This is a genomic window from Chromobacterium indicum, assembly GCF_039708975.1.
GTDB classification, from domain to species: Bacteria; Pseudomonadota; Gammaproteobacteria; order Burkholderiales; family Chromobacteriaceae; genus Chromobacterium; species Chromobacterium piscinae.
The window spans coordinates 117,253-141,852 of the sequence record NZ_JAYFSJ010000005.1 but is presented as its reverse complement, the minus strand read 5'-3'; the positions used below and the strand labels follow the sequence as shown (position 1 = coordinate 141,852).

At 67.1% G+C, this 24,600-nt stretch carries 27 protein-coding genes; 10 read left to right on the top strand and 17 right to left on the bottom strand.

The window, feature by feature from the left end:
- Nucleotides 1-47 precede the first annotated feature (47 nt).
- Nucleotides 48-1,040 carry an extracellular catalytic domain type 2 short-chain-length polyhydroxyalkanoate depolymerase gene (locus VA599_RS08680; RefSeq protein WP_104945788.1) on the top strand — a complete coding sequence of 331 codons (993 nt, stop codon included), beginning with the start codon at nucleotides 48-50 and terminating at the stop codon, nucleotides 1,038-1,040.
- Nucleotides 1,041-1,104: 64 nt separating this feature from the next.
- On the opposite strand, the gene aroG is transcribed toward VA599_RS08680, so the two are convergent.
- From aroG to VA599_RS08650, 6 genes are all read right to left on the bottom strand, one after another.
- Nucleotides 1,105-2,163: a 3-deoxy-7-phosphoheptulonate synthase AroG gene (gene aroG, locus VA599_RS08675; protein WP_346788280.1), complete on the bottom strand. Its 1,059-nt coding sequence runs from the start codon at nucleotides 2,161-2,163 to the stop codon at nucleotides 1,105-1,107.
- Between the two features lie 134 nt (nucleotides 2,164-2,297).
- On the bottom strand, nucleotides 2,298-2,708 hold the full coding sequence (gene dksA / locus VA599_RS08670) for an RNA polymerase-binding protein DksA (RefSeq protein ID WP_021478430.1): 411 nt from the start codon (nucleotides 2,706-2,708) through the stop codon (nucleotides 2,298-2,300).
- 284 nt (nucleotides 2,709-2,992) lie between these two features.
- On the bottom strand, nucleotides 2,993-3,298 hold the full coding sequence (locus tag VA599_RS08665; protein ID WP_021478429.1) for a c-type cytochrome: 306 nt from the start codon (nucleotides 3,296-3,298) through the stop codon (nucleotides 2,993-2,995).
- Nucleotides 3,299-3,377: 79 nt separating this feature from the next.
- A complete protein-coding gene (locus tag VA599_RS08660; RefSeq protein WP_166438753.1) occupies nucleotides 3,378-3,959 on the bottom strand; it encodes a YggT family protein in 582 nt (193 codons plus the stop codon).
- A gap of 9 nt (nucleotides 3,960-3,968) precedes the next feature.
- Complete coding sequence (proC, locus tag VA599_RS08655; RefSeq protein WP_346788279.1) at nucleotides 3,969-4,772, bottom strand: pyrroline-5-carboxylate reductase; 804 nt, start codon at nucleotides 4,770-4,772, stop codon at nucleotides 3,969-3,971.
- 52 nt (nucleotides 4,773-4,824) lie between these two features.
- Nucleotides 4,825-5,520, bottom strand: a complete 696-nt coding sequence (locus VA599_RS08650) for a YggS family pyridoxal phosphate-dependent enzyme (RefSeq protein ID WP_346788278.1) — start codon at nucleotides 5,518-5,520, stop codon at nucleotides 4,825-4,827.
- 138 nt (nucleotides 5,521-5,658) lie between these two features.
- Between VA599_RS08650 and VA599_RS08645 the strand changes: the two genes are divergently transcribed.
- The 5 genes from VA599_RS08645 (at nucleotide 5,659) to thpR (ending at nucleotide 11,753) form a co-directional block, all read left to right on the top strand.
- Entirely contained in the window at nucleotides 5,659-6,696 is a 1,038-nt protein-coding gene (locus VA599_RS08645; protein ID WP_021475421.1) for a type IV pilus twitching motility protein PilT, read from the top strand.
- Between the two features lie 88 nt (nucleotides 6,697-6,784).
- Complete coding sequence (locus VA599_RS08640; RefSeq protein ID WP_021475422.1) at nucleotides 6,785-7,921, top strand: PilT/PilU family type 4a pilus ATPase; 1,137 nt, start codon at nucleotides 6,785-6,787, stop codon at nucleotides 7,919-7,921.
- A 25-nt stretch (nucleotides 7,922-7,946) separates the two neighbouring features.
- A complete protein-coding gene (locus VA599_RS08635; protein WP_021475423.1) occupies nucleotides 7,947-9,560 on the top strand; it encodes a response regulator in 1,614 nt (537 codons plus the stop codon).
- 50 nt (nucleotides 9,561-9,610) lie between these two features.
- Nucleotides 9,611-11,224: a response regulator gene (locus VA599_RS08630; RefSeq protein ID WP_346788277.1), complete on the top strand. Its 1,614-nt coding sequence runs from the start codon at nucleotides 9,611-9,613 to the stop codon at nucleotides 11,222-11,224.
- Between the two features lie 7 nt (nucleotides 11,225-11,231).
- A complete protein-coding gene (gene thpR, locus VA599_RS08625) occupies nucleotides 11,232-11,753 on the top strand; it encodes an RNA 2',3'-cyclic phosphodiesterase (protein WP_346788276.1) in 522 nt (173 codons plus the stop codon).
- Between the two features lie 6 nt (nucleotides 11,754-11,759).
- On the opposite strand, the gene VA599_RS08620 is transcribed toward thpR, so the two are convergent.
- The 8 genes from VA599_RS08620 to tkt all read right to left on the bottom strand — a co-directional run bounded on the left by VA599_RS08620 (nucleotide 11,760) and on the right by tkt (nucleotide 20,081).
- Nucleotides 11,760-12,545 (bottom strand): TIGR00266 family protein, encoded by a 786-nt coding sequence (locus tag VA599_RS08620; RefSeq protein ID WP_346788275.1) that lies wholly within the window; start codon nucleotides 12,543-12,545, stop codon nucleotides 11,760-11,762.
- A gap of 25 nt (nucleotides 12,546-12,570) precedes the next feature.
- Nucleotides 12,571-13,047: a molybdopterin synthase catalytic subunit MoaE gene (moaE, locus tag VA599_RS08615; RefSeq protein WP_346788274.1), complete on the bottom strand. Its 477-nt coding sequence runs from the start codon at nucleotides 13,045-13,047 to the stop codon at nucleotides 12,571-12,573.
- A gap of 1 nt (nucleotide 13,048) precedes the next feature.
- Nucleotides 13,049-13,300 carry a molybdopterin converting factor subunit 1 gene (gene moaD, locus VA599_RS08610; RefSeq protein ID WP_021475428.1) on the bottom strand — a complete coding sequence of 84 codons (252 nt, stop codon included), beginning with the start codon at nucleotides 13,298-13,300 and terminating at the stop codon, nucleotides 13,049-13,051.
- Nucleotides 13,301-13,587: 287 nt separating this feature from the next.
- A complete protein-coding gene (fba, locus tag VA599_RS08605; protein ID WP_021475429.1) occupies nucleotides 13,588-14,652 on the bottom strand; it encodes a class II fructose-bisphosphate aldolase in 1,065 nt (354 codons plus the stop codon).
- An 84-nt stretch (nucleotides 14,653-14,736) separates the two neighbouring features.
- The gene (locus VA599_RS08600; protein ID WP_021475430.1) at nucleotides 14,737-15,366 is read right to left on the bottom strand and encodes a LysE family translocator; all 630 of its coding nucleotides are present in this window, start codon (nucleotides 15,364-15,366) and stop codon (nucleotides 14,737-14,739) included.
- A 138-nt stretch (nucleotides 15,367-15,504) separates the two neighbouring features.
- Nucleotides 15,505-16,680 (bottom strand): phosphoglycerate kinase, encoded by a 1,176-nt coding sequence (locus tag VA599_RS08595; RefSeq protein ID WP_346788273.1) that lies wholly within the window; start codon nucleotides 16,678-16,680, stop codon nucleotides 15,505-15,507.
- A gap of 309 nt (nucleotides 16,681-16,989) precedes the next feature.
- Entirely contained in the window at nucleotides 16,990-18,000 is a 1,011-nt protein-coding gene (gene gap / locus VA599_RS08590; protein ID WP_046156051.1) for a type I glyceraldehyde-3-phosphate dehydrogenase, read from the bottom strand.
- 92 nt (nucleotides 18,001-18,092) lie between these two features.
- Complete coding sequence (gene tkt, locus VA599_RS08585) at nucleotides 18,093-20,081, bottom strand: transketolase (protein WP_104945782.1); 1,989 nt, start codon at nucleotides 20,079-20,081, stop codon at nucleotides 18,093-18,095.
- 241 nt (nucleotides 20,082-20,322) lie between these two features.
- Between tkt and VA599_RS08580 the strand changes: the two genes are divergently transcribed.
- Nucleotides 20,323-21,060 (top strand): BPSS1780 family membrane protein, encoded by a 738-nt coding sequence (locus VA599_RS08580; RefSeq protein ID WP_104945781.1) that lies wholly within the window; start codon nucleotides 20,323-20,325, stop codon nucleotides 21,058-21,060.
- Nucleotides 21,061-21,138: 78 nt separating this feature from the next.
- Here VA599_RS08580 and VA599_RS08575 read toward each other — a convergent pair whose 3' ends face one another.
- The 3 genes from VA599_RS08575 to VA599_RS08565 form a co-directional block, all read right to left on the bottom strand.
- On the bottom strand, nucleotides 21,139-21,810 hold the full coding sequence (locus VA599_RS08575; protein WP_346788271.1) for an O-methyltransferase: 672 nt from the start codon (nucleotides 21,808-21,810) through the stop codon (nucleotides 21,139-21,141).
- A 14-nt stretch (nucleotides 21,811-21,824) separates the two neighbouring features.
- Entirely contained in the window at nucleotides 21,825-22,442 is a 618-nt protein-coding gene (locus VA599_RS08570) for a glutathione S-transferase family protein (RefSeq protein ID WP_346788269.1), read from the bottom strand.
- Between the two features lie 99 nt (nucleotides 22,443-22,541).
- Entirely contained in the window at nucleotides 22,542-22,811 is a 270-nt protein-coding gene (locus tag VA599_RS08565) for a hypothetical protein (protein ID WP_021475438.1), read from the bottom strand.
- A gap of 99 nt (nucleotides 22,812-22,910) precedes the next feature.
- Between VA599_RS08565 and VA599_RS08560 the strand changes: the two genes are divergently transcribed.
- Genes VA599_RS08560 through VA599_RS08550 form a run of 3 tightly spaced genes read left to right on the top strand, consistent with a single transcriptional unit; the run spans nucleotide 22,911 to nucleotide 24,476 of the window.
- Nucleotides 22,911-23,633, top strand: coding sequence for a helix-turn-helix transcriptional regulator (locus VA599_RS08560; RefSeq protein ID WP_021475439.1), 723 nt, complete (start codon nucleotides 22,911-22,913; stop codon nucleotides 23,631-23,633).
- A gap of 58 nt (nucleotides 23,634-23,691) precedes the next feature.
- The gene (locus VA599_RS08555) at nucleotides 23,692-24,081 is read left to right on the top strand and encodes a VOC family protein (RefSeq protein WP_346788268.1); all 390 of its coding nucleotides are present in this window, start codon (nucleotides 23,692-23,694) and stop codon (nucleotides 24,079-24,081) included.
- Between the two features lie 20 nt (nucleotides 24,082-24,101).
- Nucleotides 24,102-24,476: a DUF4440 domain-containing protein gene (locus tag VA599_RS08550; RefSeq protein WP_346788267.1), complete on the top strand. Its 375-nt coding sequence runs from the start codon at nucleotides 24,102-24,104 to the stop codon at nucleotides 24,474-24,476.
- Nucleotides 24,477-24,600: the final 124 nt, after the last annotated feature.

The following is a 24,600-nucleotide window of genomic DNA, read 5'->3' as shown; positions in this document are numbered from 1 at the left end:
GCTTTTCCATCCCGCCGGCCGCGCCGGCATGTTTTCGAGGAGCGTTGATGAAACTCAAATCCCTGTTGTGCCTGGCGGCCATGCTGCCGCTGGCGGCCTGGGCCGCCGATCCGCTGCCCGCCTTCCATGGCGACGCCAAGCAGTCGTCGGTTTCCGGCCTGTCGTCCGGCGCCTTCATGGCGGCGCAGTACCAGGTCGCCTATTCCGCGTCGGTAGTCGGCGCCGGCGTGGTGGCCGGCGGCCCCTACTATTGCGCCCAGGGCTCGCTGCCCGGCACCGTGGCGTGCATGGCCGGCCCGCCGCCCCAGCCGGCCCAGCTGCTGGCCAGCGCCAAGCTGTTCGCCGCGGCCGGCCACATTGATCCGCTGGCCGATCTGGCCAAGCGCCGGGTCTACCTGTTCAGCGGCACCCAGGACAACACGGTCCGCACCCCGGTGGTGGACGCCGCCGCATCCTTCTTCCAGCTGGCCGGCGTGCCGGCGGCGCAGATCGCCTACCAGAAGCAGCTGCCGGCCGGCCATGCCCAGATCACGCCCAGCTTCGGCAACGCATGCGGTGCCACCGCCTCGCCCTATATCAACCACTGCACTTGGCAGGGCCAGGGCTATGACCAGGCCGGCCTGATCCTGAAGCACATCTACGGCGCGCTGCAGCCCAAGCCTCAGACCACTAGCGGCAAGCTGCTGAGCTTCGATCAGACCCCCTATGCCGCCGCCGGCAGCAGCCTGGCCGCCGAGGGCTACGTCTACGTGCCGCGCGCCTGCTTCGCCGGCCAGGCCTGCAAGGTGCATATCGCGCTGCATGGCTGCCAGCAGTACGCCGGCAAGGTGGGCGACGCCTTCTACGCGCACGCCGGCTATAACGAGTGGGCGGACGACAACCGCATCATCGTGCTGTATCCGCAAACCACCACCTCGGCGGCCAATCCCCAGGGCTGCTGGGACTGGTTCGGCTATACCGGCCCCGCCTACGCCTGGAAGAGCGGGCTGCAGATGCGGGCGCTGAAGGCGATGGCCGACCGCCTGGTTTCGGCGCCCTGAAACGAAGCGGAAACGACGATGCCCCGCCAAGGCGGGGCATCGGACAAGCGAAGCGAGCGGCGGCTTAGGCGGCGGCGCGGCGGGCCTTGACCGCATCGGCCAGCTGGCGCAGCAGCGTCTCGGTATCCTCCCAGCCCAGACAGCCGTCGGTGATGCTCTGGCCGTACTTCAGCTCGCAGCCCGGCTTCTGGTCCTGGCGGCCTTCCACCAGATGGCTCTCCACCATCACGCCGAAGATGCCGCGCTCGCCGCCGGCGATCTGGCCGGCGACATCGGCGCTGACTTCCATCTGGCGGCGATAGTCCTTGCGGCTGTTGGCGTGGCTGAAGTCCACCATCAACTTCTGCGGCAGGCCGACGGCGGCCAGTTCGGCGGCGGCGGCGCGCACGTGCTCGGCCGAGTAGTTGGGCTCCTTGCCGCCGCGCAGGATCACGTGGCAGTCCGGGTTGCCGCCGGTGGAGACGATGGCGGAATGGCCGGTCTTGGTCACCGACAGGAAGTGGTGCGGCACGCTGGACGAGCGGATCGCGTCGACGGCGATCTTCAGGTTGCCGTCGGTGCCGTTCTTGAAGCCCACCGGGCAGGACAGGCCGGAGGCCAGCTCGCGGTGCACCTGGCTTTCGGTGGTGCGGGCGCCGATCGCGCCCCAGCTGATCAGGTCGGCGAAGTACTGCGGCGTGATCATGTCCAGGAACTCGGTGGCGGCAGGCATGCCCAGGCTGTTCAGCGTCAGCAGCAGGCGGCGCGCGATGCGCAGGCCGGCGTTGATGTCGTAGGACTCGTTCAGGTGCGGATCGTTGATCAGGCCCTTCCAGCCGACGGTGGTGCGCGGCTTCTCGAAATACACCCGCATCACCACCACCAGCTCGTCCGCCAGCGCGGCGCGCAGCGGCGCCAGCTTCTGCGCGTACTCGACCGCGGCGTCGACGTCGTGGATGGAACAGGGGCCGATCACCACCAGCAGCCGGTCGTCCTCGCCGCGCAGCAGGGCCGAGATCTCGCGACGGGTGTTGTAGATCAGCTCGGACGCCGATTCGCTGATCGGCAGTTCGTACAGGTGGGCGATCGGGGGAAGCAGTTCCTTGATTTCACGGATTCTGACGTCGTCGGTCTGGCGTTGCATGCGGTAGTCCCTTGTGGCTATGTCGTTTTCTGCATAGCAGCAAGATAACCGGATTTGTCCGCGGGTGACAACCGCCAGACAAAAAGCGCCACGGCCTTGCGGCGGTGGCGCTTGATGTCGGGAAGAGGCGACGCTTAGTCGGCGTACTGGCGCTTCATCCGTTCGCGGCGCTCCTGCGCCTCGACCGACAGCGTGGCGGTCGGACGGGCCATCAGCCGCTTCAGGCCGATGGGTTCGCCGGTGTCTTCGCAGAAGCCGTAGGAGCCGTCATCGATCTGGCGGATGGAAGCCTGGATCTTCTGCAGCAGCTTGCGCTCGCGGTCGCGGGTGCGCAGCTCCAGCGCGTACTCTTCTTCCAGAGTGGCGCGGTCGGCCGGATCGGGCGTGGCTTCTTGTTCTTGCAGGTGGTTGGCGGTAGCGTTGGCGTTTACCAGCAACTCCTGCTGCATTTGCAACAACCGGTCCTTGAAAAACTCAAGGTGGTCGGCGTTCATGTAATCATCGCCTTCCCAGTTGAGGATATCCTGTTCGGTCAGCTTGGCCATGTTTGGTGCTTCCAGCATAGAGTTGGCAACAGGCGGAGAAGATTACCGGCGGGCTAATGTTTGCGCAACTGTATTCAGCGCGAATCCCAATAATCACCGATTGCACTAACATTTTATATAGCCCGTTTCAGTACCGATAACAAGTCCGCCCGAATTGGCAGAAATATAATGGGAATGCCGGTTTCGACCCGATGTCGCCTTACAAGTTCAAAGGCGGCAAAAGCCGCCTTTGAATTCGGGCGAATCCGTTGCGGACTTGCCTCATTACAGCCGGATGCCGGTGTTTATTTCTGGCTCAGCACCCACTTCACCAGCGCCTTCAGGTCGGCGTCGGGAATATTCGGATGCGGGGTCATCGGGATCGGCCCCCAGACGCCGGAACCGCCATTCTTCACCTTGGCGATCAGCTTGGCCTCGGCGCCCTTGTCGCCGGCATATTTCTTGGCCACATCCTTGTACGCGGGGCCGACCAGCTTCTTGTCCACCGTGTGACAGGCGGTGCAGCTGTATTTCTGGGCCAACTGCAGGTTCGCCATCGCCGGCGCGGCGGCGGCGCCCAGCAGCAGGGCGGCGAGCAAGGTTTTTTTCATCGTGGTTCTCCCTATCGCGTTTCACGGGGCCGCCCGGACGGGCGGCCATTGTCAAAAGCATGACAAATAACCTGTTTCATCATCCCATGACATTGAGTTGGGTCAAGAACACTGCTTCAAGCCAGGCCACCGGGGCGGCCAGGATCACCCAGACGATCACCGACAAGGCCATCGGTGCCAGGTCCACACCACCCACCACCGCGCGGCGGAACGGGCGCAGGAACGGCCGGGTCAGGCTGTCCAGCACCGGCGCCAGCGGATTGTAGGGATTGACCCAGCTGAGCACTGCCTGGACGATCACCGCGCCCAGCAGCAGCTTCAGCGACAGCTGGAACACCGCCAGCACCGACCACAGCGACAGCACCATCCAGGCCTGCGGCAGCGCGAAGATCTCCGGCCGCCACCACAGCAGCACCATCAGCACACGCGCCAGCAGGCACACCAGCCAGGCCAGCAGCAGGGTGGCGGTGTCGTAGCTGCGCACCGACGGCACCAGCTTGCGCGTCGGCAGCACCAGGAAGTTGGTGGCCGCCACCACGAACTGGCACAGGGGGTGCTTGAACGGCGCGTGGGCGACCTGCAGGTAGAAGCGCAGCACCAGCACCAGCGCGAACAGGTCGGTCAGAATCTGGATCAGGGATTGCAAGGTAGAAACGAACATGATGCGGCATCACTCCTGGCTGAGTTCGCGGCCCATCTCGATCGAGCGGTCGCGGCAATCCATCGCGCCGGCGACGATGGCCGCCTTGACGCCTTCGGCTTCGAAACGCGCGATCGCGCGCTCGGTGGTGCCGCCCTTGGACATCACGTTGCGGCGCAGCTCGGCCACCGGCAGCGGGCTCTGCCGCGCCAGCTCCACCGCGCCGTCGAACGTCGCCAACGCCAGCTCGCGCGCCTGGGCTTCGCTGAAGCCGGCTTTCACGCCGGCCTCTATCATGCTTTCTATGAAGTAGAACACGTAGGCGGGGCCGCTGCCGGACACGCAGGTGATGTCGTCGATGCCGGCCTCGTCGGCCAGCCACACGGTCAGGCCGGCGGCGCGCATCACGGTCTCGGCCGCCTCGCGGTCAGCGGCGGATACCGCGGCGTCCGCGTACAGGCCGGACACGCCCTTGCCGACCATGGCCGGAGTATTGGGCATCACCCGCGCCACGCGCTCGGAGCCCAGCCAGCGGCGCAGCGCGTCCAGGCGGATGCCGGCGGCGATCGACACCGTCAGCGCGCCGTTCAGCCGCGGCGCCAGCGCCAGGCACAGCTCGCGCAGTTGCTGCGGCTTCACCGCCAGCACCACCACGTCGTCGGCGGAAAAGCGCTCGGGCAGCGCCTGGCCGCCGCTGACGCCGAAGTCGGCCGCCAGCTGGTCCAGTTTGTCCTGCTGATGTTCGACCACGTGGATGCGGTGGCCGCCCTGGCGGGCCAGGCCGCCGATGATGGCGCCGGCCATATTGCCGCCGCCGATGAATGTGATCCGCATAGCGTCCCCTTGTGTATGCGTCGGCTCCGGCGCGCGCCGGAAGCCGGAATGTTCAATGTTGGTAGTCGCGCTGGCCGAAGATGGCCGAACCCACCCGCACCAGGGTGGCGCCCTCGGCCACCGCCGCCTCCAGGTCGGCCGACATGCCCATCGACAGCGTGTCGAGCGCCAAGCCCTCGGCGTTCAGCTGCTGCAGCAGGCCGCGCAGCCTGGCGAATTGCGCCGCCAGCCGGGCCGCGTCCTGGGTCGGCTCCGGAATGCACATCAGGCCGCGCAGGCGCAGCCTGGGCAGCGCCGCCACCGCGCGGACCAGCGCCGCAGCCTCTTCCGGCGCGCAGCCGCTCTTGCTGTCCTCGCCGGATACATTGACCTGCACGCAGACGTTCAACGGCGGCAGGCTGTCCGGCCGCTGCGCCGACAGGCGCTCGGCGATCTTCAGCCGGTCTATCGAATGCGCCCAGTGCGCGCGCTCGGCGACGACGCGGGTCTTGTTCGACTGCAGGGGCCCGATGAAGTGCCATTCTATATCCAGGCCGGCCAGCGCCTCGCACTTCTGTTGCAACTCCTGCACATAGTTCTCGCCGAAGGCGCGCTGGCCGCAATCGTAGGCGGCGCGCAGGTCGTCGGCGGGGAAGGTCTTGCTCACCGCCAGCAGCGCGGCGGCGCCCGGCGCCCGGCCGGCGGCGGCTGCGGCCGCGTCCAGCCGCAGCCGCACTTGCTGGAGTCGGGAAGAAAGGGAATCGGTCATGTCGTTTTCATTTCCGTGAAGCGCCCGGCGCGGACGCGGCGGGGATATCCGGCCGCCCGGCAAGCGCATACAATGGATTGCGGATCCGGCCATGCCAACGGGAAAACCGGCGGGCGACTATGCATAGTGGAGAATTATATGGAAATTTCCGAGCTCCTGGCTTTTACCGTCAAGAACAAGGCTTCCGACCTGCACCTGTCGGCCGGACTGCCGCCGATGATACGGGTCAACGGCGACATCCGCCGGATCAATCTGCCGCCGCTGGACCACCATGACGTGCACGACATGGTGTACGACATCATGAACGACTACCAGCGCAAGACCTTCGAAGACACCTACGAGTGCGACTTCTCGTTCGAGCTGCCCGGCATCGCCCGCTTCCGCGTCAACGCCTTCATCCAGAACCGCGGCATGGCCTCGGTGTTCCGGGTGATTCCCAGCAAGGTGCTGACGCTGGAGCAGCTGTCGGCGCCGCGCATCTTCCAGGACATCGCCAACTACCCGCGCGGCCTGGTGCTGGTGACCGGCCCCACCGGCTCCGGCAAGTCGACCACGCTGGCGGCGATGATCGACTATGTCAACGAAAACGCCTTCTCGCACATTCTTACCGTGGAGGACCCGATCGAGTTCGTCCACGAAAGCAAGAAGAGCCTGATCAACCAGCGCGAGCTGGGCCTGCAGACCCACAGCTTCGCCAATGCGCTGAAAAGCGCGCTGCGCGAAGACCCGGACGTGATCCTGGTCGGCGAATTGCGCGATCTGGAAACGATACGGCTGGCGCTGACCGCCGCCGAAACCGGCCACCTGGTGTTCGGCACGCTGCACACCAGCAGCGCGGCCAAGACCATAGACCGGATCGTCGACGTATTCCCCGCCGGCGAAAAGGAAATGGTGCGCTCGATGCTGTCGGAATCGGTGCGGGCGGTGATCGCCCAGACGCTGCTGAAAACCAAGGACGGCTCGGGCCGGGTCGCCGCGCACGAGATCATGATAGGCACGCCGGCCATCCGCAACCTGATCCGGGAGAACAAGATCGCCCAGATCAACTCGATGATACAGACCGGCCAGCAGCACGGCATGCAGACGCTGGACCAATGCCTGGCCGACCTGACCCGGCGCAATATGGTGTCGCCGAACGAGGCGCGGGCCAAGGCCAGCAACAAGGACGCGTTCTGAGCCCCGCCGCGGCGGAGGCCGGCCGCGAGCGCCCGCCGCGACGATAGCGGGCTAGACTGTATCAGCAGCTCACGCAGGAAACGCCGCCATGGAAAAAGACCAGGCTTCCAAATTCATCCACGACCTGCTCAAGCACGCGACGGGCAAGAACGCCTCCGACATCTTCATCTCCGCCGACTTTCCGCCGGCGATGAAGATAGACGGCAAGATCACGCCGGTGGCGCCGCAGGCGCTGACCGCCCAGCAAAGCAAGGAACTGGTGCGCGCGGTGATGAACGATCGCCAGACCGAAGAGTTCGAGACGAAGAAGGAAGCCAATTTCGCGATCAACCCGCCCGGCGTCGGCCGCTTCCGCGTCAGCGCCTTCGTCCAGCAAGGCATGGCGGGCATGGTGCTGCGCAAGATCAACACCGATATCCCCACCTTCGACCAGCTGACCCTGCCCGAGGTGCTGAAGGATATCGCGCTGATCAAGCGCGGGCTGGTGATCTTCGTCGGCGGCACCGGCTCGGGCAAGTCCACCTCGCTGGCCGCGCTGGTGGACTGGCGCAACACCCATAATCAGGACCACATCATCACGATCGAAGACCCGATCGAGTACGTGCACACCCACAAGAAATCCATCGTCACCCAGCGCGAGATCGGCGTGGATACCGAAAACTGGGAAATCGCGCTGAAGAACACGCTGCGCCAGGCGCCGGACGTGATCCTGATGGGCGAGATCCGCGACCGCGAGACCATGGCCTACGGCCTGCAATTCGCCGAAACCGGCCACCTGTGCCTGGCCACGCTGCACGCCAACAACGCCAACCAGGCGCTGGACCGCATCCTCAACTTCTTCCCCGAGGAACGCCACCAGCAGGTGCTGATGGACCTGTCGCTGAACATGCGCTCCATCATTTCGCAGCGGCTGGTGCCGCACAAATCCGGCAGCGGCCGGGTGGCGGCGGTGGAGATCCTGCTCAACAGCCCGCTGGTGTCGGACATGGTATTCAAGGGCGAAATCGCCGGGCTGAAGGAGGTGATGGGGCGCTCGCGCGAGGCCGGCATGCAAACCTTCGACCAATCGCTGTTCGAGCTGTACGAGGCCGAGCTGATCACTTACGAGGACGCGCTGCGCAATGCCGACTCCATCAACGACCTGCGCCTGAGAATCAAGCTGTACAGCGAGAGCGCGCGCAACCGCGATCCGCTGGAAGGCATAGACCACCTGGATATCGTCTGAGACCGGCCCCGCGCCGGCACCCGCCATGCAATTCGACGCCAACACCACCGTACTGATCATCGAAGACTCCCACACCGTGCGCCAGGGGCTGCGCACCATGCTGTCCATGGCCGGCATCACCCGCTCCGAAGCCGTCAGCAACGCCAGCGAGGCCCGCAACCGGCTGCGCGGCAAGCACTACGAAGTGGTGCTGTGCGACTACAACCTGGGCGAGGGCATGGACGGCCAGGAATTGCTGGAAGCGATGCGCAAGGGCGGCAACCTGCCGCTGTCCACCATCTGGATCATGATCACCGGCGAGCGCCATTACGAACGGGTGGTGGCCGCCGCCGAGATGGCGCCCGACGACTACATCCTCAAACCGTTCGCCTCCCAGCTGCTGCTGGACCGGATGAACCTGGCCGGCCAGCGCAAGACCTTCCTCGCGCCGGCGCACAAGCTGCTGGCCCAGGGCAAGGTGGAGCAATCGATACAGGTGCTGCTGCAGCTGGCGCGCGAGACGCAGAACGCGCAGTACCGGCTGGACGCCAAGCGCCTGGCCGCCGAGCTGCTGGTCAACGAGGGCCGCCAGAGCGAGGCGCTGACCATCTACCAGGAGCTGCTGACCCAGCGCGTGATCCCCTGGGCCAAGATGGGCGTCGCCCGCATCGTCGCCGAGCAGGGCGAGAGCCAGGAATCCAACGCGCTGCTGCGGGAGATCATCGCCGACGCGCCGCGCTACACCGACGCCTACGACCTGCTGGCGCAAAACCTGATCGACGACGGCCAGTACCAGACCGCCGCCGTGGTGCTGGAAAAGGCGGTGGCGATCTCGCCGCGCAACTTCAACCGCCTGAAGAGCTGCGGCACCGCGCTGCTGCGCTGCGGCGACCCGACCAAGGCCGCCGACTACCTGCAGCGGGCGGTGGAAATCGGCCGCAACAACAACTTTTTCGGCCCCGACGTGCTGGTGGACCTGCTGCAGGCCTACAGCGAAAGCGGCCAGACCCAGCAGCTGGACCGGCTGCAATCGGAGATCGCCGGCCGCATCGACGAGCTGCCCGGCGGCAAGCTGACGATGGCGGTATGCCGCGCGCTGACCGCGCTGGCCCAGCAGCGTCCCAGCGACGCGCTGGCCCAGCTGCAGGGCGTGGCCGGCGAGCTGCGCGCCCGCGAAACCGACTTCTCCTCCGCCCAGCGCTTCCTGTCCGCCGCGGTGCGGCTGCCGGCCGAACTGAGCAACGAGCTGCCGCAGCAATGGGGCCACGGCATCGCGCTGCGCTTCGCCGACGGCCGTCACGAGCTGGGCACGCTGCTGGAAATCTCCCACAAGCACGAAGCCGGCCACGCCGCCATCGAAAACGCCTACGAAACGCTGCAGCAGGAGAGCAACAAGGCGGTGGAGCTGGCCGGCAACGGCAAGCTGGAAGACGCCGCCACGATGCTGTACCAGCTATCGCAGGAAACGCTGAACGAGCGCATCAGCATGAACGCCTGCGCGCTATTGCTGCGCAACTGCGAAAACCTCCACAAGGCGAACCGCGACTTCGCCGAGGCGCAGCGCCAAGTGCAGCGGCTGATCGATTGGCTGCCGGAAGACAACGAGCGCGTGCGCGGCTTCCTGCGCCGGCTGCACGCGCTGAACCCAGACTGCGAATAAACCCGCCCGGCAACCCTTCCGCCGGCGCGCCGGCCCACGCGAGAGGCGATATGGCATTCGACGAAAACACCACGGTGCTGATCGTGGACGACGCCCACAGCATGTCCCAGGGCATACGCGCCATCCTGGCCATGGGCGGCGTCACCCAATCGGAAACCGCCAGCCACGCCGGCGAGGCGCAGAACCGGCTGCGCGGCCGCCGCTACGACGTGGTGCTGTGCGATTACAACCTGGGCCTGGGCATGAACGGCCAGGAGCTGCTGGAGGCGACCCGGCGCTCCGGCGCGCTGCCGCTGTCCACGCTGTGGGTGATGATCACCGGCGAGCGCAACTACGGCCAGGTGGCCAGCGCCGCCGAGCTGGTCCCCGACGACTACATCCTCAAGCCGTTCACCACCCAGCAGCTGCTGGACCGGCTGGAGGCGGCCGCCCGGCGCAAGGCCTTCCTTTCCCCGGCGCACCGGCTGCTGGACAAGGGCAAGACCGAGCAGGCGATCCAGACCCTGGGCGGGCTGATCGCCGAAGCCGACAGCCGCCAGCGGCGGCTGGACGCGCAGCGGCTGTGCGGCGAGCTGCTGGCGCGCGAAGGCCTGCACGAAGCCGCGCTGCGGCTTTACCGCGAGGTGCTGTCCAAGGATGAGCCGCCCTGGGCCAAGATGGGCGTCGCCCGCATCCTGTCCGAGCAGGGCGACGGCGGCGGCGCCAATACGCTGCTGGACCAGGTGATCGCCGAAGCCCCGCGCTACACCGAGGCCTACGATCTGCTGGCGCAGAACCTGACCGACGACGGCAAATATTCGGACGCCGCCGGCGCGCTGGAAAAGGCGGTGGCGATCTCGCCGCGCAACTTCAACCGGCTGCACCACTACGGCACCTCGCTGCTGCGCAGCGGCGACGCCACGCGGGCGGTGGAGCCGCTGCAGCGCGCGGTGGACATCGGCCGCGGCAACAGCTTCTTCGGCCCGGAGGCGATGGTGGACCTGCTGCAAGCGCGCTGCGAAAGCGGCCAGACCCAGCAGCTGGACCGGCTGCAGCACGACATCGCCGCGCGCCAGGGCGAGCTGCCCGGCGGCCCGCTGACCATGGCGGTGTGCCGCGCGCTGACCGCGCTGGCCCAGCAGCGGCCGCAACAGGCCGAGACCCATCTGGCCGAGGCCGCCGAATGGATGAACGCGCCGGAAACCGACTTCGCCAGCGCGCTGCGTTTCCTGTCGGCGGCGGTCAAGCTGCCCGACGAGCATGGCGCCGAGCGCGCGCCGGACTGGGCGCGATCCATCGCGCTGCGCTTCGCCGACAGCCGCCACGAGCTGGGCAGCCTGCTGGAAGTGGCCACGCCGCGGCCGGCTTGCGGCGACGCTGCGCGCGCCGCCTACGCCGAGCTGCAGGACAAGAGCCGCGCCGCGCTGGACCAGGCCAACCAGGGCAGGCTGGAAACCGCCGCCGCGATGCTGCACGGCGATGCGATGCGGACTTTGAACTGCCGGCTGGGCCTATACGGCTGCGCGATGCTGCTGCGCATCGCCGAAAACCGGCAGGAGGCCGGCCAGGACTACGCCGGCGAGATGCAGAGCCTGCGCGAGCTGCTGCACTGGCTGCCGCACGACAACGAACGGGTGCGCGGCTTCGTCAAGCGCCGCCAGGCGCTGATCCGCCACGAGGATTGAGGCCGGCATGCGCGCCTTCCTGGCCTGCCTGCCGCCGCCGGAATGCCTGGCCGGGCTGCAAGCATGGCAGAAGCGCTTGCGGCGACAGGCTGGCGGCCGCGCGCTTGCCGCGGCCCAGCTGCACCTGACCCTGGTTTTCCTGGGAGAACTGACGCCGCTGCGGCTGCAACAGGCCGCCGACTGCGCCGAACGGGCGGCGGCCAACCTGCCGCCCGCCATCGTGCTGAACGGCTGCGGCAGCTGGGGCGGCATCGGCTGGTGCGGGCCGGCCCACCCGCCGCCGGCGCTGCGCGCGTGGGTGGAAACATTGAAAACGGAGCTGCGCGCAACGGGTTTGGCCATCGAGACGCAATCCTACCACCCGCACCTGACCTTGCTGCGCCGCCTGGCGCGGCCGCTGCCGGAACAGGCGCTGCCGCCGTTGGCGCTGCCATTGGAGGAAGTGGCGCTGCTGGCGTCCGAGCTGCGCGCCGACGGCGCCCGCCACTACCGGCTGGACGGCTGGCGGCGCCAGCCCGGGGCCAGTTGACGCGCCCTAGTTCTTGTCGCTGAACAAGCCGCCCAGCAGCGAGCCCTGTTCTTTCGATTCCCCGCCGGCGCGCGGCGCGGCGGCGACGATGCGGTCGGCCAGCCGCGACAGCGGCAGCGATTGCAGCCACACCCGCCCCGGGCCGGTCAGCTTGGCGAAGAACAGTCCCTCGCCGCCGAACAGCGCGCTCTTCAGCTTGCCGACGTATTCGATGTCGAAATCGACGCTGGGCTGGTAGGCCACCACGCAGCCGGTATCCGCCCGCACCGTCTCGCCCGGCTGCAGCTGCAGCTCGGTCAGCGCGCCGCCGGCGTGGAGGAACACGTAGCCGTCGCCCTCCAGCTTCTGCATGATGAAGCCCTCGCCACCGAACAGGCCGGTGCCGATTCGCTTCTGCCAAGCCAGGCCCAGGCTGACGCCCTTGGCGCCGGCGAGAAAGCTGTCCTTCTGCGCGTACAGCACACCGCCCAGCTCCAGCAAATGCACCGGCACGATCTTGCCCGGCGTCGCGGCGGCGAAGGCCACCTTGCGCCGGGCATGCGACTGGTTGGCGAACACCGTGGTGAATACCGACTCGCCGGTCAGCAAGCGCTTGCCCGCGCCCAGCAGCGAGCCGAGCACGCCGCCCTCGCGGCCGGAGCCGTCGCCGAACACGGTGTCCATCGCGATGCCGTCCTGCATGTAGTACAGCGCGCCGGCCTCGCCAACCGCCGCCTCGCCCGGGTCCAGCTCCACCTCGACGTACTGCATGTCGTCGCCGAACACCTGGTAGTCGATCACGTCCATCGTCATGCCCAACCCCCTTTGCAATCGCCGATCAAGCCTTGTCGGCCGGATCGTCCCAGCGCGCCGCAGCCGCCTCGTCGCTGGCCTTGGCGTCCACCCAGTGGCGGCTGCCGTCGGCCAGGATCTCGCATTTCCAGAACGGCGCCTGCCGCTTCAGATAGTCCATCAGGAAGGAAGCGGCCTCGAAGGCGTCGCGCCGGTGGCCGCTGGCCGCCACCACCAGCACGATGTCGTCGCCCAGCGCCAGCCGGCCGACGCGGTGGATCAGCGTCACCCCCTTCAGCGACCAGCGCTTGCGCGCCTCGCAGACGATGTCGGCCAGCGCCCTCTCAGTCATGCCCGGATAATGCTCGAGCTCCAGCGCCACCACATCCTGGCGGTCGCCGTAGTCGCGCACCAGGCCGGTGAAGCTGACCACCGCGCCGCAGGCCGGATTGGCCGACCAGCGCCTCACCTCGGCGCCGACATCGAAGTCCTCGGTCTGCACCCGGATATGGTTGACCGTCATCTCAGCCCCCGGTCACCGGCGGAAACACCGCCACTTCGTCGCCATCGGCCAGCGGCGTGTCCGGCTTCGCCATCTCCTGGTTCACCGCTACCCGGAACACCTTGTCCGCGGCCAACTCCAGCGCCCAGGACTGGCCGCGCTGCCGCAGCTCGGCCAGCAGCTCGGCCACACTGGCCGCCTCGCTGTCCAATTGCTCGCTCTCCACACCCAGCGTCTCGCGCAGCCGGGCGAAATACAGCAGGCTCAATTTCATGGGTCCCTCCTGATTCTTGATCCGAATACCGGCAGTGTATGCAAACCGCCGGGCCGGGCCAATCCCGGCGCGCAAACATCGCTCATTGGCAAAAAAAAACCCGCCGCGAGGGCGGGTAGGGCAGTCTGCATGGCAACCGGCGTCGCTCGGATGAGCCTAGGCCGGTGTGCATACGAATCCCATTCCTGAAATGACAAATGAATTATTGCTTCCCAGGCAAAGCCTTGCAAGCGCTTTTACATCTTGCTTACAAAGCCCGCCTCGCCTCATTCATCGTCATCCGGCGCTCAACGCACGATTTGCGCGAGCTCGCCCTTCAGGTAGCGATTGGCCATCGAGTCCAGATTGACGGCCTTGATCTTGCTGGCCTGGCCGGCGGAGCCAAAGGCCTCGTAGCGGGCGATACAGATGTCGCGCATCGCTTCGATGGTCTTGGCCAAGTATTTGCGCGGGTCGAACTCGGCCGGGTTCTTGGCCATGAACTGGCGGATGGCGCCGGTGGACGCCAGGCGCAGGTCGGTGTCGATGTTCACCTTGCGCACGCCGTGCTTGATGCCCTCGACGATCTCCTCAACCGGCACGCCGTAGGTTTCGCCCAGGTCGCCGCCGTATTGGTTGATGATCTGCAGCCATTCTTGCGGCACGCTGGAGGAGCCGTGCATCACCAGGTGGGTATTGGGGATGCGGGCGTGGATTTCCTTGATGCGGTCGATGCGCAGCACATCGCCGGTGGGCTTCTTGCTGAACTTGTACGCGCCGTGGCTGGTGCCGATGGCGATCGCCAGCGCGTCCACGCCGGTGTCCTTGACGAAGCGGGCGGCTTCTTCCGGGTCGGTCAACAGCTGGCTGTGGTCGAGCACGCCTTCGGCGCCGACGCCGTCTTCCTCGCCGGCCATGCCGGTTTCCAGGCTGCCCAGGCAGCCGATCTCGCCTTCCACCGACACGCCGCAGGCGTGGGCGAAGTTGACCACGGTGCGGGTGACGCCGACGTTGTAGTCGTAGTCGGCCGGGGTCTTGCCGTCGGACTTCAGCGAGCCGTCCATCATCACCGAGGAGAAACCCAGCTGGATCGATCGCTGGCAGACGTCCGGGCTGGTGCCGTGGTCCTGGTGCATTACCACCGGGATGTGCGGGAATTCTTCGATCGCGGCCAGGATCATGTGGCGCAGGAAGGGGGCGCCGGCGTATTTGCGGGCGCCGGCCGAAGCCTGCACGATCACCGGCGCGTCGACCTTGTCGGCGGCTTCCATGATGGCGCGCATCTGTTCCAGGTTGTTGACGTTGAAGGCCGGCAGGCCATAGCTGTATTCAGCCGCGTGGTCCAGCAACTGGCGCATGGAAACGAGTGCCATGAGTTTCTCCTTCGGGAAGCCCCGCGCTTCGCGGGGCCGGTTCGAAAAAAACGGCTGACGATGGCGAATCGGCAGCCGTGATGGTTATTGTCGAGACAGGCCGGTCAGCAACAAGCCGGCGCCGACGAAGGCGCCGCCGCTGAAGCGGTTGACCAGCCGCAGCCGGCGCGCGCTGTTCAGCCAGCGCGCCAGCCGGGCCCCGCCGCTGGCGTAGCTCAGCTGCCAGCAGGACTCTATCAGGTAGAACGTGGCCGCCAGGATGGCCAGCTGCGGCCCCTGCGGCTGATGCGCGTTCATGAATTGCGGGAACAGCGCGGTGAAGAAGATGAAGGCCTTGGGGTTGCTCATCGCCACCAGGAAGCCGCGGCGGAACAAGGCCCACGGGCCGTGTTTGCCGCTGTCGTCCTCGCGCAGCTCGGCCACCGGCTGCGGCAGGCTGCGCCAGGTCTTGACGCCCAGGTACACCAGGTACAGCGCGCCGGCGTACTTGACGATGGAGAACAGCAGCTCGGACGTCGCCAGCAGCGCGCCCAGGCCGGCCACCGAGCCCAGCATGATCAGGCCCAGCGCGGTCATCAGCCCGCAACAGGTCATCAGCGTGCGGCGCACGCCGTAATGGATTCCGTGCGTCATCGCCAGCAGCATATTGGGGCCGGGCGTGGCGGAAACAAAGAACACGGTGGTGACGAACAACAGCCAGGTTTGCAGCGACATCACATTCTCCTGCTGGGGGGATACCCGCCAGTATAACGGAGCGGCCACCTCAAGCGGCTGGTCATGGGCCCGCGGTACGCCAAAATAGCCATTTTCTTCAAGCGCATGGCGGCAAACGCCGCCATGCGATCCTTCCCTTTAACCCGCGCGCTCAGCCAGGATGGCCACCGCCGGCAGCTCCTTGCCTTCCAGGAATTCCAGGAAGGCGCCGCCGCCGGTGGAGATGTAGCTGAGGCGCTCGGTGATGCCGTATTTGGCGATCGCCGCCAGCGTGTCGCCGCCGCCGGCGATCGAGAACGCCTTGGACTGGGCGATGGCCTGGGCCAGCGTCTTGGTGCCGTTGCCGAACTGGTCGAACTCGAACACGCCGACCGGGCCGTTCCACACCACGGTGCCGGCCTGGGCGATGATGGCGGCCAGTTGCTGGGCGGAATCCGGGCCAATGTCCAGGATCATGTCGTCGGCGGCCACTTCGGCCACGTTCTTGGTGGTCGCGGCGGCGGTTTCGGCGAATTCCTTGGCGCACACCACGTCGGACGGCAGCGGCACATCGCCGCCGCGGGCGCGGATCTTGGCGATGACGCGCTTGGCGTCTTCCACCAGATCAGCCTCGGCCAGCGATTTGCCGATGGCCTTGCCCTCGGCCAGCAGGAAGGTGTTGGCGATGCCGCCGCCGACGATCAGCTGGTCCACCTTGTCGGCCAGCGCTTCCAGGATGGTCAGCTTGGTCGACACCTTGGAGCCGGCGACGATGGCCACCAGCGGGCGGGCCGGCGCCTGCAGCGCCTTGCCCAGCGCATCCAGCTCAGCCGACAGCAGCAGGCCGGCGCAGGCGGCTGGCGCGAACTTGGCCACCGCGTGGGTGGAAGCCTCGGCGCGGTGGGCGGTGCCGAAGGCGTCGTGGACGAAGACGTCGCACAGCGCGGCGTAAGCGCGGCCCAGCTCGTCGTTGTTCTTCTTCTCGCCCTTGTTCAGGCGCACGTTCTCCAGCATCGCCACCTCGCCCGGCGCCAGCTCGACGCCGGCGTGGAAGTCGGCGATCAGGCGCACTGGCTTGCCCAGCAGCTCGGACAGGCGGGCCACCACCGGCGCCAGGCTGTCTTCCGGCTTCGGCTCGCCCTCGGTCGGGCGGCCCAGATGGGTCATCAGCAGCACGGCGGCGCCGGCGTTCAGGCAGTGCTCGATGGTGGGCAGGCTGGCGCGGATGCGGGTGTCGTCGCCGATCACGCCGTTCTTCAGCGGCACGTTCATGTCCACGCGGATCAGCGCGCGCTTGCCGGAAAGATTCTGTTCGGAGAGTTTGTTGAATTTCATCGTTTCACTCGCTCGGTTGGATGCGGAACGGTCCGGCAAGCGGCGGGCCGCCGGTCTTGCGGAACAGGCTAGGGCGAAACCACGGGCAATCCTATTTCGACGCGCGGGCTGTCGCAAAATTTCCCGTCCGCTGCCGCCGTATCCGGCGCGCTAGGCGCGCTAACCGGTGATCGCCCCTATCCGGCAGTGTATGCCGATCAGGCGGCGTCACTTTAACACCAATCAAATTTTTTGCGCGCCCTATGTAACAAAACAACAGGGCGAATGGCATGAAACCGCCGCCCGCCCCGCCGTTCTGCGCCGTCCGCCTCAGCGGCCGAACATCGCGCGCGCGGTGCGCAGCATCTGGCAGCTGAAGCCCCACTCGTTGTCGTACCAGGCCAATACCTTGACCAGGTTGCCGCCGGTCACCTTGGTCAGCGTGGAATCGAAGGTGGACGCTTCTTCGGTGTGGTTGAAGTCGCCGGACACCAGCGGCAGGGTGTTGAAGCCCAGGATGCCCTTCATGCTACCGTTGGCCGCGCCCTGCAGGATCTCGTTGATCTCGTCCTTGCAGGTGTCGCGCATCGCGGTGAAGGTCAGGTCCACCAGCGACACGTTGATGGTCGGCACGCGCACCGCGAAGCCATCCAGCTTGCCCTTCAGCTCCGGCAGCACCAGGCCGACAGCCTTGGCCGCGCCGGTCTTGGTGGGGATCATGTTGTCGGTGGCGGAGCGGGCGCGGCGCAGGTCCTTGTGCTTGACGTCGGTCAGCACCTGGTCGTTGGTGAAGGCGTGGATGGTGGTCATCAGGCCCTTCTTGATGCCGATCGCGTCGTTCAGCGCCTTGGCCACCGGCGCCAGGCAGTTGGTGGTGCAGCTGGCGTTGGACACCACGGTCATCTCAGGCGTCAGCGTGTCGTGATTGACGCCGTAGACGATGGTGGCGTCGACATCGTCGCCGCCCGGCGCGGAGATCAGCACCTTCTTGGCGCCGGCGTCGATATGGGCCTGGCACTTTTCCTTGCTGGTGAAGGCGCCGGTGCACTCCAGCACCAAGTCCACCTCCAGCGCCTTCCACGGCAGCTCGGCCGGGTTGCGGGTGCTGAAGAACGGAATCTTGTCGCCATTCAGGATCAGGTGTTCGCCATCCTGCTCGACGCTGCCGGGGAAACGGCCGTGCACGGTGTCGAACTGGGTCAGGTGGGCATTGATGTTCAGGTCGCCGGAGGCGTTGACCGCCACCACCTTGAAGTCGTCGTGCAACTTGTTTTCGTAGATGGCGCGCAGAACTTGGCGGCCGATGCGGCCGTAACCGTTGATGGCGAGGCGGATGGTCATGCTTCTCTCTTCTCCAGGGCACTGAATGTAGTGGCGTCACTACATGACACGGCAAAAAAAGACCACCGGTTCACCGGTGGTCTGTTTACGTCTTAACGCAGAACGGCGCGGATCTTGGCGACCACGTTTTCCGCGGTGAAGCCGAACTCCTTGAACAGCTGGCCGGCCGGCGCGGATTCGCCGAAGTGGTCGATGCCGACCACATCGCCTTCCAGGCCGACGTACTTGCGCCAGAAGTCCGGATGGCCGGCCTCCACCGCCACGCGCGGCAGGCCCGCCGGCAGCACGCTCTGCTGCCAGGCCTTGTCCTGGGCGTCGAACACATTGGTGCAAGGCATGGACACCACGCGCACCGGCACGCCTTCGGCGGCCAGGGTTTCCTGCGCCTTCAGCGCCAGCTCCACTTCAGAGCCGGTGGCGATCAGCACGGCCTTCGCGCCGGCCGCGTCGCGCAGCACGTAGCCGCCCTTCTTGATCGCGGCGGTCTGCGCGGCGTCTCGGGCGACGAAGGGCAGGTTCTGCCGGCTCAGCACCAGGCTGGACGGGGTGGTTTTCTGCTCGATCGCGTGCGCCCAGGCCACCGCGGTCTCGGTGGTGTCGCACGGACGCCAGACGTGGTGGTTGGGGATGTAGCGCAGCGTGGCGGTCTGTTCCACCGGCTGGTGGGTCGGGCCGTCTTCGCCGAGGCCGATCGAGTCGTGGGTGAACACGAAGATCGGGTTGATCTTCATCAGCGAGGCCATGCGCAGCGCGTTGCGGGCGTATTCGCTGAACATCAGGAAGGTGCCGCCGTACGGGCGCAGGCCGCCGTGCAGCGTCATGCCGTTGATGATGGCGGCCATGCCGAACTCGCGCACGCCGTAGCTGATGTAGTTGCCGTTGCCTTCGCCGTCTATCCATTTGCTGCCGGACCAGTTGGTCAGGTTGGAGCCGGTCAGGTCGGCGGAGCCGCCGACGAACTCGGGCAGGGACGGAGAGAACGCTTCCAGCGCGATCTGGCTGGCCTTGCGGGTGGCCACGGTCTGGGCGGCGTCGGCGATCTTGGCGACGGCGGCGGCCTGGGCTTCGGCCCAGCCGGCCGGCAGCTCGCCCGCCATCCGGCGCTCGAACTCGGCGGCCAGCTGCGGATGCGCGGCGCGGTAGGCGTCGAAGCGCTTGTTCCACTCGATCTCGGCGACGGCGCCCTGGTCGCGGGCGCTCCACTCGGCGTAGATCTCGGACGGGATTTCGAACGGCGCGTGCGGCCACTTCAGCAGATCGCGCGCGGCGGCGATCTCGGCGGCGCCCAGCGGCGCGCCGTGGCAGTCGTGGCTGCCCTGCTTGGTGGGAGCGCCGAAGCCGATGGTGGTGCGGCAGCAGATCAGCGTCGGCTTGTCGGCGCTCTTCTTGGCGGTGGCGATCGCGGTGGCGATCTCGGCCGGATCGTGGCCGTTGACGTTGCGGATCACCTGCCAGCCGTAGGCTTCGAAGCGGGCCGGGGTGTCGTCGCTGAACCAGCCTTCGACGTGGCCGTCGATCGAGATGCCGTTGTCGTCCCAGAAGGCGATCAGCTTGTTCAGGCCCCAGGTGCCGGCCAGCGAGCACGCCTCGTGGCTGATGCCTTCCATCAGGCAGCCGTCGCCCAGGAAGGCGTAGGTGTGATGGTTGACGATTTCATGGCCGTCGCGGTTGAATTGGACGGCCAGCATCTTCTCGGCCATCGCCATGCCGACGGCGTTGGTGATGCCCTGGCCCAGCGGGCCGGTGGTGGTTTCCACGCCCGGCGCGTAACCGTATTCCGGGTGGCCCGGCGTCTTGGAGTGCAGCTGGCGGAAGTTCTTGAGGTCGTCGATGGAGAGATCGTAGCCGGTCAGGTGCAGCAGGCTGTAGATCAGCATCGAGCCGTGGCCGTTGGAGAGAACGAAGCGGTCGCGGTCGGCCCAGTCCGGGTTCGCCGGATTGTGCTTCAGGTGATCGCGCCACAGGACTTCGGCGATGTCCGCCATGCCCATCGGCGCGCCCGGGTGGCCGGATTTGGCTTTTTCCACGGCGTCCATGGAGAGGAAGCGAATAGCGTTGGCAAGCTCGGTGCGGGTAACCATGCAGGTAAAACCTCAAGACTATTGGGAACCGGTACGACGGTCCATCCCTCGCGCTCGATGCGGCTGGCGACAGGGGCACTCCGTCGCAAAACCGCGAGATTATCGCCGATTTTGCCCTTTCCCGGCAACCGGCCGCCCCGGCGCAAATTGAGTACAATCAGGCATACGCAACGATCAAACGCAGTCTTTCGACATATTCGATCAACATTGCGCGACCGCGCGCGCCTTTCCGGAGAACCCCATGCAGCAACCCAACAGTCCGCCCATCCATCGCAAAGTCGGCGCCGGCCAAGGCTGGCGCTGGTTCGTGGAAGCCTTCCAGATCGTGCGCCAGCAACCGTTGACCTGGGTGCTGCTGACCCTGGTCTACCTGGTGATCCAGATCGCGCTGAGCGTGGTGCCGGTGCTGGGCGATCTGGCCAGCGCGCTGATCGGCCCGCTGTTCGCCGCCGGCTTCGTGATGGCCGCCGCCAAGTCCGAGCGCGGCGAGGAGCTGGAGCTGGCCGACCTGTTCGCCGCCTTCCGCCAGATGCCCGGCCCGCTGCTGCTGCTGGGCGCGATGATCTTCGGCCTGATGCTGGTGGTGATCGTGGCCGCGGTGGCGATGGGCGTGTCTGGCGGCCTGATGGGCGGCCTGCTCGGCAAGGCGGCCGGGGCGGGCGCGTCCACCGCCGCGGGCGGCGGCGCCGCCGTCGCGCTGGGGGCGCTGGCCCTGATCGGCGGCGTGCTGGTGGGCATGGCCTACTGGTTCGCGCCCACCATGGTGGCGCTGAACCGCATCGATCCCTGGCCGGCGCTGCGCGCCAGCCTGAAGGCCTGCCTGAGCAACTGGCTGCCGCTCTTGGTGGCCAGCCTAGTGCTGGGCCTCAGCTGCATGGTGGCGTTGCTGCCGCTGGGCCTGGGCCTGCTGCTGTGGATCCCGGTGGCCTTCGTCACCGCCTACACCGGCTGGCGCGACGTGTTCGCGCCGCAGCAGTAAGCCGCGCGGCCGGCAAGGCCGCGCAGCCAAACGAAACGGGCAGGGCCTCTCGGCGCCTGCCCGTTTTCGCTTCCGCGCTCAGCCTTCGACGATGGCCAGCGCGAAACCGTCGTAGCCCTTGCCGCCCACGGTTTGGATCGCGGTGGCGGACAGCCGGGGATGGCTGCCCATCAGCTCGATGAAACGGCGGGTGCCGACGATGGCCGGATCGGGATTGGCCGGATTAGCCACCTCGCCCTGGCGCGCGACATTGTCGCCGACGATCACCGTGCCCGGCCGCGACAGCCGCAACGCCAGCTCCAGATACACCGGGTTGTTGGGCTTGTCGGCGTCGATGAACACCAGGTCGAACGGCGGCGCGCCGTCGTCTATCAATCGCTGCAGCGAGTCCGCCGCCGCGCCCGGGATGATGTCCACCTGGCCGGCGACGCCGGCGCGGGCCAGATTGGCGGCCGCCACCTCCACATGCCGGGGTTCGTATTCCAGCGTCACCAGCCGGCCGTTCTCCGGCAGCGCGCGCGCCAGCCAGATCGTGCTGTAGCCGCCCAGGGTGCCGATCTCCAGAATCCGGCGCGCACCGTGGATGCGCGCCAGCAAGTTGAGGAATTTTCCCTGGTTGGGCGCCACATTGATCGCCGGCAGCCCGGCGGCGGCGCTGTCGGCCAGCGCCGCCTCCAGCGCGGCATCCTGCGGAACCAGCTGTTGGCAGAAATAATCGTCCACCGCGTTCCATTGCGCTTGCATCGTCATCTCTCGATTCTCCATCAGGCCACGCCCTCGCCGCCGTGGGCCTGGTAGGCGGGGCGGCGGCGCAGGCGTTCGAAATAGGCTTCGGTCTTGGGCAGCGCCGGCTTGTCGAATGGCGTCAGCAGCCAGCGCTGCACCGATACCCCCAGCACGATGTCGGCCAGCGTGAACGCGTCGCCCCGCGCCCAGCCCTCGCCCAGCTGCGACTCCAGCACCGCCATCTGCTTCTTCCACGCCGCCACGCTGTCGGCGATGCGCGCCGGGTCGCGATGGTCGGGGCTGTTGCGGCTCAGCGCGTGGAAGGCGTAGCTCCAGGCGGGGTTCAGATCGGCGGCCTGCCAGTCCATCCAGCGCTCGATCTGGGCGCGGGCGGCCGGATCGGCCGGCAGCAGGTCGTGGCGGCCGTGCTTGGCGGCCAGGTAGCGGCAGATGGCGTTGGACTCGGACAGCGTCACCCCGCCGTCCACCAGCGCCGGAATCATCGAGAACGGATTCAGCGCCAGGAATTCCGGATCGGCGACCGGGCGCACGCCGCGCCCCCAGTCCTCGCGCTCGTAGTCGAGGCCGATTTCATGGCAGGTCCACAGCACCTTGCGGACATTGATGGAGTTGCTGCGGCCGAGAATGCGGAGCATGGCGGCTTCCTCGCGGTGGGAAAACCGCCAGTATATCCGATTCATGCCGTATGATTATTTAGCCGGCAGCCGCCGCGCAAGATATCCTCAAATCCGGCGCTAGGCCTCTTCCAGCCCCGCCCGCAGCAGCCGGGCGTGCAACACCATGTTCTCCAGCGTCAGCCGCGCGGTGGCCGCCAGATAGACCAGCATCCGCTTGGCCTCGTCCGGCTCTTCCGAACGAAACACCAGCTCGCGCTCCAGCAGCGAATCGACGATCAATTCGCGCAGGTTTTGCTCGTCGAACGGCAGGTCGGCGTAATCGATCGGGTCCTCCGACTCCACGTCCTCCACCAGGCACAACAGGCTTTCGCGACTAAGCATGTCCATGATCCCCTCCCGCGTGACGGCCCGGCGGGCCCTTGATTCAGTGTAGCCGCCCGCGCGTTGGCGCTACACTTGGCAACCCCGCAGCCAACGATCACTCCCATGCGCAAAGCCGAACGCCTGTTCCAACTGGTCAACCTGATCCGCGCCCGCCAGCCCATCACCGCGGCGGAGCTGGCCGAGCGGCTGAGCGTGTCGGTGCGCAGCATCTACCGCTACATCGACGATCTGTCGGTCAACGGCATCCCGGTCTACGGCGAAGCCGGCGTCGGCTACCGGCTGGACGAGAACTTCGAACTGCCGCCGCTGACGCTGAACTCGGCCGAGCTGGAAGCGCTGACGCTGGCGATGGACATGCTGTCGCGCGCGGTGGGCAACGACCTGAGCCGGGCGGCGCAAAGCCTGCTGGCCAAGATCTACGCCAGCCTGCCCGACGCGCGCGCCAGCGACGGCGAAGGCGCGGTGCTGGCCTTCACCGAGCCCTTCGACGACGCGCACAAGGCGCGCTGGGACCAGCTGCGCCTGGCCATCGCCGAACGCGCGGCGCTGGACATCGACTACTTCAGCCTGGCCCAGGCCCGCACCCGGCGCACGGTGTTCCCGCTGGGCCTGCTGTACTGGGGCGGCAAATGGACGCTGGTGGCGTGGTGCGGCCTGCGCGGCGACTACCGCAGCTTCCGCGTCGACCTGATCCAGGCGCTGCGGCGGACCGAGTCCTCGCCGCCGCCATCGCACGCCAGCCTGGCCGACTACCTGCGCCGGCAGCAGCAGGCGTGGCGGCGCGAGCATGCCACTGACAATACGCTGTCAGCAGGGGCATTCTAAACTGTCGCATGGGCGCGGCAGTCTGAGCCATTCCGCCGCCCGCAACGAAAGGAAAACCATGCCCTCCCATCCCTTCTGCGTCCGGCTCGCCGTGCAGGACGCCGGCGCCACGCTGGACTTCTTCGAGTCGCTCGGCTACCAAGTCGTCCGCGACAGCCTCTCCCGGCACGAAACCGTGTACGCGGTCCGCGAGGGCGGCGCCACGCTGTTCACCGTGCAGCCGCGCGCGGGCGCCTGCGCCTTTCTGCCGCGCTCGGCCCCGGGCCCCTCTCCGGCCAGCGCCGTTTTCTATCTTCATGTCGATGACATTTTCGCCAAACTGGACCAGGCAGGCGACAAGATAGACATCATCGCCAGGTACGAAGACGACCACTGCCGGATCTGCTACTTCCCCGACCCGGACGGCTATGTTTTCGCCTTCATCGAACGGGAAGAAGCGGCCGCGTGAACGCATGATATGCTGAAGACATGAACACGATCCCCACCCCCTCTCTACCGCTGCTGCTGTCGCTGGAAGAAGGCGTGTGGCAAGCCTTCGTCGCCGGCGACGCCGATGCCGACGCCGCGCTGCTGGACGACGACTTCGTCGGCGTCTACGCCAGCGGATTCTCCAACCGGGACGAGCACGTCGCGCCGCTGCGCGCCGGCCCCGCCGCCGTCCGCTACCAGCTGGATCAGGCGCGGCTGGTCTGGGCCGCCCCCGGCGCCGGCCTGCTCAGCTACCGCGCGCAATGGCTGCGCCCCAACGCCGAACAGGAGGAAACCATGTACATCTCCTCGTTGTGGCTGCATCGGGATGGCCGGTGGCGCAACCTGTTCAGCCAGGACACCCCAGTTCCATAGTCCAGGCCCTGCGCGGCGCGGCTTCACGCGGCGCGATCATGCGCGTTGACAGAAATGGCGGCTTATCCACAACGCTCGCCGACTTCCTCTTTTATCCACAGCCATCGCCGATGGCATGAGGCCA